Source organism: Rathayibacter rhapontici, assembly GCF_001995175.1.
Lineage (GTDB): Bacteria > Actinomycetota > Actinomycetes > Actinomycetales > Microbacteriaceae > Rathayibacter.
The window spans coordinates 1-12385 of record NZ_MUKN01000004.1; the positions used below are offsets into that span (position 1 = coordinate 1).

Genomic DNA, 12385 nt, shown 5'->3' on the forward strand with positions numbered 1-12385 from the left:
CTCGAGCAGGCGCAGCGCCTCCTCGGCCGGCAGGTGCGCGAGCAGGCCGGGCAGCGGCACGAACTCGCCGAGGCCCTCCCGGCACGCGGGGCAGGCTCGGAGGTGCTGCTCGTAGGCGCGGCGGTCGGCGCTCGACAGCGATCCGAGCAGGTAGGCGGCGTCCCAGTCCCGGAAGGCGTCGCCCTCGGGTGCGTCGTCACGCGCGTCGGTGCTCACAGCTCGGTCACTCCTCTCTCCTGCAGTGCGAGCTTGAGCGCCCGCATGCCGTAGTGCATCCGCGATTTCACGGTGCCGGGCGCGATGCCCAGCAGGTCGGCGATCTCGGCGACCGACCGGCCGCCGTAGTACGCGTGCACGATCACCGTGCGGTGCTCGAGGCTGATGCCGCTGAGGGCGTCCGAGAGCAGCCACGCGTCGAGCACCTGATCGGTGCGGTCGGCCGAGGGGCGCTCGGGCACCTCGTCGGTGCCGATCTCGCGGGCGTAGCGGGCGCTGCGGCGGTCGTCGATGACGAGGTTGCGCGCGACGGTGTAGAGCCAGGACCGCGCGGCGGCCTCGCCCTGGGCGAGGATCGCGGGGTTCTTCCACGCGCGCAGCAGCGCCTCCTGCACCACGTCCTCCGCCATCTGGCGGTCGCCGGTGAGCCGGAGGACGAACCTCCACAGCGCAGCCGAGTGCTCGTCGTGCAGTGCACGCAGCAGCTCGGCCTGTTCCTCGGACATGCACCACCTCTGACCCGTCCAACGTAACGGCGGCCCGTCCGGTTCATCCGCCGCCCCGGTTCGCGTCGACGGCCGCACTCTGGTACTCCGGGTACGGTGACCTTCCCCGACGCCGCCGATGCGGCCCGCGTGCGCGTGTTCCTGCGCGAGAACCGCGAGCAGATCCTCGCCGACGTCCGCCACCTCGTCATGATCGAGAGCCCGAGCGACTCGCTCGAGGCCCTCGGGGAGCTGCACGCGTACCTCGTGCACTGGGTGGGCGAGCGCCTCGGCCACGCCGCCGAGATCGAGCACCAGCGCGAGCAGGACGCTCCGCGCGCGTCCAGCTGGACCTTCCCGGGCAGCGCGCCGGGCCGGGGCCCGCGGGGATCGCGGCCGTTCGTGGCGCTGCTCGGCCACTACGACACGGTCTGGCCGCTCGGCACGACCCGGGCCTGGCCCTTCGCGGTCGACGGCGACCGGCTCAGCGGTCCTGGCACCTACGACATGAAGGTCGGCCTGGTGCAGATGGTCTGGGTCGTCGCGGCGCTGCGGCACGCGCGCCTGGAGCACCCCGCGATCCGACTCGTGATGAACGGCGACGAGGAGGTCGGCAGCCTGGTGTCGCGCTCGTTCCTCGAGCACCAGAGCCGCGGTGCCGAGGCGGCCCTCGTCTTCGAGGGCGCCATCGGCGACGCGGTGAAGACCGCCCGCAAGGGCATCGGCAACTTCGTCGTCGACGTCGTCGGCATCGAGGCGCACGCCGGCGTCGAGCCCGAGAAGGGCGCGAGCGCGATCCACGAGCTCGGCGTCCTGATCCCCCGGGTGCTGGGCATCGCGCGGCCCGAGGCGGGGACCACGGTCAACATCGGCCTGATCGGCGGCGGCAGCCGGGTCAACGTGACGACCGCGAAGGTGCGGCTCGAGCTCGAGGCACGCATCCGGAACTCCGCCGAGGCGGCTCGGGTGGAGGCCGAGATGAACGCGCTCCAGGCCTCGGACGAGCGGATCCGCATCGAGGTGCGCGGATCGTGGCAGCGCCCGGTGTTCGAGCGGAGCGCCGCCGTCGGCGCCCTGTTCCGCCGGGCCGAGCGGCTCGCCCGCACCATGGACCTGCCGCTCGTCGAGACCGCCGTCGGCGGGGCGAGCGACGGCAACCTGATCGCGGCCCTCGGCATCCCGGTGCTCGACGGTCTCGGCGCCCCCGGTGCGGGGGCGCACGCCCGCGGTGAGTCGGTGAGCATCGAGGGGATCCTCGAGCGCACCACCCTCGCCGCCCTGCTGGTGGCGAGCTTCGCCGCGGAAGGGGAGCGACTCCCGTGATCCACGAATCGAGACCGGTCGGGATCGTCATCGACGCGCCCGCCGACGAGGTCTACTCCTTCATCGTCGATCCCTCGAACCTGCCTCTCTGGGCCGCGGGGCTGGCGGAGTCGGACGTCGAGGAGGTCGACGGGCACTGGTTCGCCGACTCCCCGATGGGGCGGGTGGAGGTGGTCTTCGCTCCGCGGAACCCGTTCGGCGTCGCGGACCACCGCGTGATCACGGCCGAGGGGCGCGTCTTCGAGAACCCGCTGCGGGTGCTCGCGAACGGGGACGGCGCCGAGGTGGCCTTCACCGTGCGCCGCCACGAGGGGATGACACTCGAGCAGTGGGACGAGGACTGCGGCCGCGTGGCAGCGGATCTGGAGACCCTCCGCGGGCTGCTGGAGCGCACCGGGGACTGAGCGTGCTCTAGATTCGTTGCAGCCCGGCGAGCGCCGGTCGCCCGCGCGAGAACGTTGGATGCGATGACCTCTCCCGACCAGACTCCCGTCCGCCCCGCCGGCGGCATCGAGCTCAACGGCCTCGACACGATCCAGGAGTCGGAGCGGCACGGCCGCCCGCGCGATCTGTTCTGGCCGTGGTTCGCCGCGAACGTGTCGGTGCTGGGCCTGAGCTACGGCTCGTTCCTGCTCGGATTCGGCCTCTCCTTCGCGCAGGCCACCGCCGTCGCCGTGATCGGCATCGTCGTGTCCTTCCTCTTCTGCGGCTTCGTCGCCGTGGCGGGCAAGCGCGGCTCCGCGCCGACGATGGTGCTCAGCCGCGCCTCCTTCGGCGTGAACGGCAACCGCCTGGTCTCGGTGCTCTCGTGGCTGCTCACCGTGGGCTGGGAGACCGTGCTCGCCTCGCTCGCCGTGCTCGCGACCGCCACCGTCTTCGAGGAGTTCGGCTGGGACGGCGGAGTGCTGACGAAGGTCGTCGCGCTGATCGTGGTGGCCGCGCTGATCGTGATCGCCGGAGTCGTGGGCTTCCGTCTGATCATGCGCCTCCAGCTCGCGATCACGGTCGCCACCGGCGTGCTCACGGTGGTCTACGTCGCCCTCGTGCTCGACGACATCGACCTCGGCGCGGTCGCGAGCCTGCCCTCCGGCTCGGCCGGGGCCGTGATCGGCGGGCTCGTGTTCATGATGACCGGCTTCGGACTGGGCTGGGTGAACGCGGCGGCCGACTACTCCCGCTACCTGCCGCGCACGGCGGGGACCGGCGGGGTGATCGCCTGGACCACGATCGGCGGCGCGGTGGCCCCGGTCGTGCTCGTCGTGGTGGGCCTCCTGCTGGCGGGATCATCGCAGGAGCTGTCGGACGCGATCGCCGCCGACCCGATCGGCGCGCTCGCGACGATCCTGCCGACCTGGTTCCTCCTCCCGTTCATCGTCGTGGCCCTGCTCGGGCTCATCGGCGGCGCGGTGATGGACATCTACTCGTCCGGTCTCGCGCTGCTCAGCACCGGGCTGAAGGTCTCGCGACCGGTCGCCGCCGGGATCGACGGGGTGCTCATGGTGCTCGGCGCGATCTACGTCGTGTTCATCGCGGGCGACTTCCTCGGCCCGTTCCAGGGCTTCCTGATCACGCTCGGCGTGCCGATCGCCGCGTGGCTGGGCGTGTTCCTCGCCGACCTCCTCCTCCGCCGCCGCGACTACGACCAGGAGGCGCTCTACGACGCGCGGGGCCGCTACGGCAGCGTCTCGATCGCGCCGGTGCTGCTCGTGGTGGTCGGCTCGGTGATCGGCTGGGGCCTCGTGGTCAACTCCTCCCCCGGCTTCGGGTGGGAGGGCTACCTGCTCGGGCCGATCGGCGGACGCGAGGGCGAGTGGGCCTACGCCAACCTCGGGGTGCTCGCGGCGCTCGTGATCGGGTTCGTCGGCGCTCTCGTCTCCTCCTCGACGAGCGTGCGCCGGCAGGAGGCGCGCGCGTGAGCCTGCTCGTCGCGATCGACCTGCAGCACGTGTTCGCCGATGCCGACTCGCCCTGGGGCTCGTCGGAGTTCGAGCGGGCGGCCGCGGGGACGGCGCGGCTCCTGCCCCTCTTCGGCGACCGGGTCGTGACCACCCGATTCACCGCGCCGACCGAGCCGCAGGGCGCCTGGGTGCCGTACTACCGGGACTGGCCGTTCGCGCTCGTGCCGGACGGCGATCCGCTCTACGCCCTCGTGCCCGGGTTCGACGGCCACCGGGTGCTCACGGCGACGACGTTCGGCAAGTGGGGGCCCGAGCTCGAGGCGCTGCTCGACGACTCGCACGAGATCGTCCTGACCGGGGTGTCGACGGACTGCTGCGTGCTGTCGACGGCGCTGGCGGCGGCGGACGCGGGTGTGCGCGTGCGCGTCGTCGCGGACGCTGCGCGGGAGCCTCCGAGACCGACCACCGCCGCGCACTGGAGGCGATGGCGCTCTACGCGCCGCTGATCGAGCTGACGACCGTGGACGAGGTGCTCGCGCAGGTCGCCGGCGGCGGCTGAGCGCGCTCCCGACCGCCGCTGTGCCGAGGCCGCTCAGTACCGGCATGATGGGCGGATGCCCAGCACGGACGGCCGCGAGTCGGCAGCACCCCGGATCCTCGTCGTCGGCGAAGCGCTGATCGACATCGTCGAGCGCGACGGCGCGAGCAGCGAGCACGTCGCGGGTCGCCCGCCAACGTCGCGCTCACCCTCGCGCGACTCGGTCGCGACGCGACCCTCGTCACCGACATCGCCGACGACGAGCGCGGACGCCGCATCGGCGAGCACCTCGGCGCGTCGGGCGTGAGCGTCGTGCACGGCGACGCCGCCCGCACGTCGACCGCGAAGGCGCGCATCCGGCCCGACGGCTCGGCCGAGTACGAGTTCGACCTGTCGTGGAACCCGCCGGCGGCGGACCCGACGCCGTTCGGCCACGTCCACACCGGCTCGATCGCCGTCTACCTCGAGCCCGGCGGATCCGCGATCCTCGACCTGCTGGAGGCGCTGCCGGCCGGCACGACCGCGAGCGTGGACGCGAACATCCGCCCGGCGCTGGTGGGCCCGCGCGCCGAGGCGCTCGCGCGCTTCGAGCGGGTGGCCGCCTCGTGCGAGATCGTGAAGCTCAGCGACGAGGACGCCGAGTGGCTCTACCCCACCGTGCAGCTCGACGAGGTGCTCACCCGGATCCTCGGCCTGGGTGCGCGGCTCGCCGTCATCACCCGGGGCGGCGACGGACTGCTCCTGGCGTCCGCGGTCGCCCGGGCGACGGTGCCGGCCGCCCGGATCGTCGTGGCCGACACGATCGGGGCCGGCGACTCCGCGATGGGCGCGATCCTCGACGAGGCGTTCCGGCAGGGGCTCGGCGCGCCGAACGGGATGCTGCTCGACGAGCCCGCGCTGCGGGCGATCGGACGCTGGGCGGCGCGGGTCGCCGGCATCACGACGTCGCGCGCCGGAGCGAACCCGCCCACCCGCGCCGAGGCCGAGGCCGAGGCCGAGTAGATCGTCACGGACCCGTCACTCGACGGGTCTTCCGCCGGGGGCGGTGCCTGTTCCTAGACTCGGGCATGGGAACAGCACCGAGCTCCACCGCCACGGTCGTCCTGCTCGTCGGTCCGGGGACCGACGGCCTGCTGCGCGACCTCGACGCCCTGCCCAACGTCGACGCCCGTCCGGGCACCGGCCCGGGCGCGCACCCGTCCGCCTCCACCTACCTGCTGCACGACGCGGATCCGCTCGAGCACGTCGCGAACGCCTGGATCGAGTTCTTCGAGGACCGGGCGACGCACGGCGCGCTCGACGTCGAGATCGAGACGGCGCTGGGCGTCTTCCGCCGCGGCGAGGCCGCCCTGCCCGACTACTACGTGGTGCTCGAGCCGGAGTCGGCGCCGGCGAACTGGAAGCACTGGTGGCTGGGAGTGCTGCCGCACGCGGCGCCCGCGCGAGTGCTGCCGAGCTCGTCCGACCCCGGGGCCGTCCGCCGGCTGCTGGGCCGGCTCCCGCAGGGGCGGCCGTTCCCGGACCCGGCGTCGTGGCTCCCGGACGTGCGCTTCAGCGTGCCGGACCGCATCGGGCTCGTCTGACCCGTTGCCCGCCTCCGCCGCCGGGTATTGACTGATCGCGATCGCACCCCGAGCAGGAAGAAGGACACCGTGGCCACCAGTCTCAGCCCCTACATCGGCTTCGCCGGCAACGCCCGCGAGGCGATGGAGTTCTACCGATCGGTGTTCGGAGGCGAGCTGCAGGCCAGCACGTACGCCGACTTCCAGGCGAGCGAGGACCCCGCCGACCAGGACCGCCTCATGCACTCGCAGCTGACCCTGCCCAACGGACTCCTGCTGATGGGGTCGGACAACCCCAGCGCCATGCCGGCGTCGGAGGGCAGCAGGATCCAGATCGCGCTCTTCGGCGAGGACGACGCCGAGCTGAGCCGCTGGTTCGCGGCGCTCGCCGAGGGCGGCGAGACTCCGATGCCCCTGTCCGACTCCCCCTGGGGCGACCGGTTCGGCATGCTGGTGGACCGCTACGGAGTGGAGTGGATGGTCAACATCTCGCCCGCGTCGGACTGAGCGTCCCGATCGGCCTCCGCGCAGGCGCAGAATGGAGGGACCGCTCGGCTCCGGTCGCGAGCGGTCCCCTCTTGACTGACGAAGGCTGCAGATGACGATCACGCTCGGGTACAAGGCGTCGGCGGAGCAGTTCGGGGCACGGGAGCTCGTCGAGCTCGCCGTCGCCGCCGAACGGCACGGATTCGAGAGCGCGGTGGTCTCGGACCACTTCCAGCCGTGGCGCCACACCGGCGGCCACGCGCCGTTCTCGCTCGCGTGGCTCGCCGCGGCCGGCGAGCGGACGTCGACCATCCGGCTCGGCACCTCCGTGATGACGCCGCACTACCGCTACAACCCGGCCGTGATCGCGCAGGCGTTCGGAACCCTCGGGGTGCTCTACCCCAACCGCATCATGCTCGGCGTCGGCACGGGCGAGGCGCTGAACGAGGTCGCGACCGGCTACCAGGCGCCGGCGAGCAGACCTGGCCCGATTTCAAGGAGCGCTTCGCGCGGCTGCGCGAGGCGGTGCGCCTGATGCGCGCGCTGTGGGCGGGCGACCGGGTCTCGTTCGACGGCGAGTACTACTCCACCCACGAGGCGTCGATCTACGACAAGCCCGAGAGCGGAGTGCCGGTGTACATCGCCGCGGGCGGCCCGGTCGTCGCGAAGTACGCGGGCCGCGCCGGCGACGGCTTCATCTGCACCTCCGGCAAGGGGATGGAGCTGTACACCGAGAAACTGCTGCCCGCGGTGGAGGAGGGCGCGGCGGCGGGCGGACGCGACTCCTCGACGATCGACCGGATGATCGAGATCAAGCTCTCCTACGACCCCGACCCGGCGCTCGCGCTCGAGAACACCCGCTTCTGGGCGCCGCTCTCGCTCACTCCCGAGCAGAAGCACTCGCTGACGGACCCGGTCGACATGGAGCGCGCCGCCGACGAGCTGCCGATCGAGCAGGTCGCCAAGCGCTGGATCGTGGGCTCCGACCCCGACGAGACCGTGGCGCAGATCAAGCCCTACGTCGACGCGGGCTTCACCCACCTCGTGTTCCACGCCCCCGGCGACGACCAGCAGCGCTTCTTCGACGCGTTCGAGCGCGATCTCGCGCCGCGCCTGCGCGCGCTCTGAGCACCCTCCCTCCCGCCGGCCCCGCGCCGGCCGACCCCTCCGGAAGAGCCGCCACCCGCATGACCTCCTCCCCCACGGCCACCGTCCTCGACCGCCTCGCGCAGGGAGAGCCGATCACCCGGGCGAGCGCCGAGCTCCTGCTCGCGGCGCGCGGCGACGACCTCGAGCTGCTGCTGTCGGCGGCGGGGGCGCTGCGCGACGAGGGGCTCGCCCGCCGAGGGCGTCCCGGAGTGATCACGTACTCGCGCAAGGTGTTCGTGCCGCTGACGAAGCTTTGCCGCGACCGCTGTCACTACTGCGTCTTCGTCGAGACGCCCGGCGGCCTCGCGGCCAAGCGCGAGTCGACCTTCATGGAGCCGGAGGAGATCCTCGAGGTCGCCCGGGCGGGGGCGGCGCTGGGCTGCAAGGAGGCGCTGTTCACCCTCGGCGACCGGCCCGAGGACCGCTGGCCGGTCGCCCGCGCCTGGCTCGCCGAGCACGGCTACGCGTCGACCCTCGAGTACGTCCGCGCGATGGCGGTGCTGGTGATGAGCGAGACCGGCATGGTCACGCACCTGAACCCCGGAGTGATGTCGTGGGCCGAGCTGCAGCGCCTGCGGCCGGTCGCGCCGTCGATGGGGATGATGCTCGAGACCACCGCGACGCGGCTCTGGTCCGAGAAGGGCGGCGTGCACTACGGCTCGCCCGACAAGGATCCGGCGCTGCGCCTCCGGGTGCTCGAGGACGCGGGCCGCAGCCGCGTGCCGTTCACCACCGGCGTGCTGCTGGGCATCGGCGAGGACGACGCGGAGCGGGCCGACGCGCTCTTCGCGATCCGCGAGTCGCACGAGCGGTGGGGCCACGTGCAGGAGTGCATCGTGCAGAACTTCCGCGCGAAGCCGCGGACGGCGATGCAGAACGAGGTCGACCTCGAGCTGCAGGAGTACGTGGCGAACGTGGCCGTCGCGCGGCTCGTGATGGGCGCCGACACCACGATCCAGGCGCCGCCGAACCTCACCGACGAGCAGGAGCTCGGGCTGCTCGTGCGCGCGGGGATCGACGACTGGGGCGGCGTGAGCCCGCTGACCGCGGACCACGTGAATCCGGAGCGGCCGTGGCCCAACATCGACGACCTCGCGCGGCTGACCGCGGCGGCGGGGTACCGGCTCCGGGAGCGTCTCACCGCGCATCCGCAGTACCTGCGGGAGGCGGCGACCTGGATCGACCCGCGGGTGGCGCCGTACGTGCGGGCCCTCGCCGATCCGGAGTCGTGGCTCGCCGACGAGGCGGCACCGGTGCTCTCCCGGCCGTACCGCGAGGAGTTGGAGGCGCCCGCCCGCGCCGTCCCCTCCTCCGCTCTCGCTCCGGTCCTGGCACGGGCTGCCGAGGACCCCGCCGGCCTCTCCGACGGCGACTACCTGGCGCTCCTCGCCGTCGACGGCGATGACCTGGAGGCGCTCGCCGCCCTCGCCGACGAGCTGCGCCGCTCCGTGGTCGGCGACACCGTCTCGGTCGTCGCGAACCTCAACATCGACACGTCGCTCTGGCGCTCCGGCCTCGACGAGGAGGCGCTGCGCGAGCTCGCCGACGAGGCCGTCTCGTTCGGTGCCACCGAGCTGTGCCTGCAGGGAGCGCTCGCCCCGGGACTGCCCGGTGACGACCTCCTCCTCATCGCGCGGACCCTGCACGAGCGGCAGCCGTCGGTGCACCTGCACGCCTTCCGCCCCGCCGAGATCCTCGACGCCGCGGAGCGGACCGGGCGCACCGTGCCCGAGATGCTCGACGCGCTGCGCGAGGCGGGCGTCGCGAGCGTTCCCGGCACCGCGGCGCGGATCCTCGACGACGGCGTGCGCGCGGTCCTCAGCGAGGGCACGGACCCGAGCGTCGCCGCGTGGCGCGAGTCGGTCACGACCGCGCACCGCCACGGCCTGCGCTCCACCGCGACGATGGTCTACGGCCACGTCGAGACTCCGCAGCAGCAGATCGCGCACCTGCGCACCCTCGCCGCGATCCAGGACGAGACCGGCGGCTTCACCGAGGTCATCGCGATGCCGTTCGTGCCGGCGGAGGCGCCCCCCGCGGTCGTCGCGCTCACCCGCGGCGGCCCGACCCTCCGCGAGACGCGGGCGGTGCACGCGGTCGCGCGGCTGCTCCTGCACGGTCGGATCGATCACGTGCAGACCGCGTGGACCAAGGTCGGGCTGCACACGGCTCAGGTGCTCCTGCGCGGCGGCGCGGACGACCTCGGCGGACTGCTCCTGGACAGCGTGCTCCGGCCGGAGTCGGGCGCCGAGGCGCACCGCTCGCTCGACATCGCCACGGTCGACCGGGTGACGCGCGAGATCGGGCGCGACTGGCGCCAGCGGACCACCGACTACGGCGTCGTCGACCCGGCTCGCGCGGTGCGCCTCCATGCCCCGGCGGTCGGCGTGCCGGTGCGGGTGCGGCTCCCCCTGCGCGAGGCGCGACGCGCCTCATGACGTGCCGCACCTCATGAGCCGCCGCGAGGCGTTCCTCGACCGGCAGGCGTCGCTCGTGGCGGAGTCGACGGTGCTCGTCGGCGGGCGCTCGGTGCGGGTGTGGACCGCCGGGAGCGGGCCCGCCGTGCTGCTTCTCACGGGTCCCGGTCGCGGAGCGCGGGCGGATGCGGCGCTGCTGCTGCCGATGCTGGCGCGCCGGCGCCGCGTCGCCGCTCTGGAGCTCGCCGACCTGGCGGATCCGTGGGAGGACGGACCCGCGGCGGTCGCGGCCGTGCTCGACCTGCTGCAGGCCGCGGAGGCGGTCGTCGTCGGCCACTCGCTGGGGGCCGCGGTCGCCGTGCGGGCCGCAACGTCGGAGCCGCGGATCCGGGCCCTGGCCCTGGTCGCCGGGTGGGCCGCTCCGACCGAGCGGCTGATCACGAGCGCTCGCCTCTGGGCGCGTGTCGACGCGGCGGCGCGAGCCGACCTCTCGCGAGTGCTCGCCGTGCGCTCGCTCGCGGAGCTGGGCCCGGAGCGGACCCCGCCGTTCGGGTCGGGGGCGGAGGTCCTCCTGGCCGCGGCCGTCCGCGCCGACGTCTCCGCGGCCGCCGCGGGCCTCCGGGTGCCGGTGCTCGTCGTCGGCTGCACGGCCGATTCCGTCGTCGGGATCGAGGGAGCGCATGCCCTGCTCGGCACGATCGACGACGCCCGCTTCGCCGAGGTCGACTCGGGGCACGCGGTGCTCGCCGAGCGTCCGGCCGAGCTGCTCGCCGTGCTCGAGCACTTCCTCGCCGATCCCTCGCGCGACGCCCCCGGCTCGGTCCTCCCCCGGATGAGCGTCTGATGGCCGAGGAGGTCGACGTCCTCGTCGTCGGAGCGGGCTTCGCCGGCATCGGAGCCGCGGCGCTGCTCGCCCGCCGCGGCGGCACGTCCTTCGCGGTCCTCGAGCGGGCCGACCGGGTCGGCGGGACCTGGCGCGACAACCACTACCCGAACGTGTCGTGCGACATCCCCTCGCACCTCTACTCCTACTCGTTCGCCCCGGAGCCCGACTGGTCGGCGTTCTACGCGCCCGGCGCCGAGATCCAGGCGTACCTGGAGGCGGTCGTGGCGCGCGAGCACCTCGACGCGCACCTGCGGCTGAGCACGGAGGTGCGCGCGATGGACTTCGACGAGGAGTCGGAGCGGTGGCGGGTGCGCACCACCCGCGGCGACTGGTCGGCGGCCGTGCTCGTGGTGTGCGCGGGGCGGCTGTCCGAGCCGCGCCTGCCCGCGATCCCGGGGCTGGACGCGTTCCGCGGCACGGCGTTCCACTCCGCCCGCTGGCGCGACGACGTCGAGCTCGACGGCGCGCGGGTCGGACTCGTCGGATCGGGCGCCTCCGCGGTGCAGATCCTGCCGCACCTCGCGGAGCGCGCCTCCGACGTCGTGCTGTTCCAGCGCTCCGCGCCCTACGTCGTGCCGCGGCGGAACCGCGAGTACCCGCTCGCCGAGCGGCGCGCGCTGGCCCGCGTGCCCGGCGCGCTGCGGCGGCTGCGGGAGGAGCTGTTCTGGCGCGCGGAGCTCGGCTTCGCCGGGCGCGTGGGAGTGCCGGCGGCGATCGACCGCCTGCGCGCCGACGCGCTCGACCACCTCGCGGCGCACGTCCCGGATCCCGCCCTGCGCGCGGTGCTCACTCCGGACTACGAGATCGGCTGCAAGCGCGTGCTGCTCTCGGACGACTACTACCCCGCCCTCGTCCAGGACCACGTGCGCGTCGTGCCCGGCCCGCTGCGCCGCGTCGAGGGGTCCTCCGCGATCGGCGACGACGGCCGGGCGCACGAGGTCGACGTGCTGGTCTTCGCCACGGGCTTCCACTCGACGCGGCCCCCGTTCGCGCGGCGGATCCGCGGCCGCGGCGGCCGGCTGCTCGCCGAGCACTGGTCGGACGGGATGCGCGCCTACGACTCGACGGCCGTCCACGGATTCCCGAACCTGTTCGTCGTCAACGGCCCGAACGCGAGCCTGGGCCACAACTCCGCCGTGCACATGATCGAATCGCAGATCGCCTACGTGCTCGCCGCTCTGGACCACCGCGACCGCACGGGCGGGGCGCTGCTGGAGGTCCGCGCGGAGGCCGAGGCCGCCTCCGTCGCCCGGATCGACGAGCGCAGCTCCGACACGGTGTGGACGAACGGCGGCTGCGAGAGCTGGTACGTCGACGCCGAGTCGCGGCGGCTGACGCTGCTCTGGCCGGACTTCGCGTTCGCGTTCCGCGAGGAGCTCGGGCGCTTCGACCCGGCGGCGTACGCGGGCTGACGGGGCCGGCGCG

At 73.8% G+C, this 12385-nt stretch carries 14 protein-coding genes and 1 pseudogene; 13 read left to right on the forward strand and 2 right to left on the reverse strand.

Annotation, left to right across the window (positions count from 1 at the left end; genetic code table 11):
• The coding region (locus B0T42_RS19850; protein WP_173892277.1) for a zf-HC2 domain-containing protein at positions 1–216 on the reverse strand (216 nt) is incomplete at its 3' end.
• Positions 213–722, reverse strand: coding sequence for a sigma-70 family RNA polymerase sigma factor (locus B0T42_RS02000; RefSeq protein ID WP_056866644.1), 510 nt, complete (start codon positions 720–722; stop codon positions 213–215). The genes B0T42_RS02000 and B0T42_RS19850, both read right to left, overlap by 4 nt.
• 96 nt (positions 723–818) lie before the next feature.
• On the opposite strand from B0T42_RS02000, the gene B0T42_RS02005 reads away from it, so the two are divergent.
• The 13 genes and pseudogenes from B0T42_RS02005 to B0T42_RS02055 all read left to right on the forward strand — a co-directional run bounded on the left by B0T42_RS02005 (position 819) and on the right by B0T42_RS02055 (position 12372).
• Positions 819–2024, forward strand: a complete 1206-nt coding sequence (locus tag B0T42_RS02005) for a M20/M25/M40 family metallo-hydrolase (protein ID WP_077221749.1) — start codon at positions 819–821, stop codon at positions 2022–2024.
• The gene (locus B0T42_RS02010) at positions 2021–2428 is read left to right on the forward strand and encodes an SRPBCC family protein (RefSeq protein ID WP_077221750.1); all 408 of its coding nucleotides are present in this window, start codon (positions 2021–2023) and stop codon (positions 2426–2428) included. Before B0T42_RS02005 ends, B0T42_RS02010 begins: the two co-directional genes overlap by 4 nt.
• Positions 2429–2491: 63 nt before the next feature.
• Positions 2492–3940, forward strand: a complete 1449-nt coding sequence (locus B0T42_RS02015) for a purine-cytosine permease family protein (RefSeq protein WP_077221751.1) — start codon at positions 2492–2494, stop codon at positions 3938–3940.
• Positions 3937–4428 (forward strand): cysteine hydrolase family protein, encoded by a 492-nt coding sequence (locus B0T42_RS02020; RefSeq protein ID WP_342418193.1) that lies wholly within the window; start codon positions 3937–3939, stop codon positions 4426–4428. Before B0T42_RS02015 ends, B0T42_RS02020 begins: the two co-directional genes overlap by 4 nt.
• A gap of 108 nt (positions 4429–4536) precedes the next feature.
• Positions 4537–4767, forward strand: coding sequence for a hypothetical protein (locus B0T42_RS20905; RefSeq protein ID WP_236720058.1), 231 nt, complete (start codon positions 4537–4539; stop codon positions 4765–4767).
• Positions 4704–5462 (forward strand): annotated as a pseudogene (locus B0T42_RS02025) (PfkB family carbohydrate kinase); the annotation flags it as partial. The gene B0T42_RS20905 and the pseudogene B0T42_RS02025, both read left to right, overlap by 64 nt.
• Before the next feature lie 65 nt (positions 5463–5527).
• Positions 5528–6043, forward strand: coding sequence for a hypothetical protein (locus B0T42_RS02030; RefSeq protein WP_055787843.1), 516 nt, complete (start codon positions 5528–5530; stop codon positions 6041–6043).
• A gap of 69 nt (positions 6044–6112) precedes the next feature.
• The gene (locus B0T42_RS02035; protein WP_077221752.1) at positions 6113–6529 is read left to right on the forward strand and encodes a VOC family protein; all 417 of its coding nucleotides are present in this window, start codon (positions 6113–6115) and stop codon (positions 6527–6529) included.
• 91 nt (positions 6530–6620) lie between these two features.
• Entirely contained in the window at positions 6621–7043 is a 423-nt protein-coding gene (locus B0T42_RS22550; RefSeq protein WP_446737347.1) for an LLM class flavin-dependent oxidoreductase, read from the forward strand.
• Entirely contained in the window at positions 7034–7636 is a 603-nt protein-coding gene (locus B0T42_RS22555) for an LLM class flavin-dependent oxidoreductase (RefSeq protein ID WP_446737348.1), read from the forward strand. Before B0T42_RS22550 ends, B0T42_RS22555 begins: the two co-directional genes overlap by 10 nt.
• A gap of 59 nt (positions 7637–7695) precedes the next feature.
• Positions 7696–10095, forward strand: coding sequence for a 7,8-didemethyl-8-hydroxy-5-deazariboflavin synthase CofG (gene cofG, locus B0T42_RS02045; RefSeq protein ID WP_077221753.1), 2400 nt, complete (start codon positions 7696–7698; stop codon positions 10093–10095).
• Position 10096: 1 nt separating this feature from the next.
• Positions 10097–10918, forward strand: coding sequence for an alpha/beta fold hydrolase (locus B0T42_RS02050; protein ID WP_077221754.1), 822 nt, complete (start codon positions 10097–10099; stop codon positions 10916–10918).
• Entirely contained in the window at positions 10918–12372 is a 1455-nt protein-coding gene (locus B0T42_RS02055; protein WP_077221755.1) for a flavin-containing monooxygenase, read from the forward strand. Before B0T42_RS02050 ends, B0T42_RS02055 begins: the two co-directional genes overlap by 1 nt.
• The last annotated feature ends 13 nt before the right edge of the window (positions 12373–12385 follow it).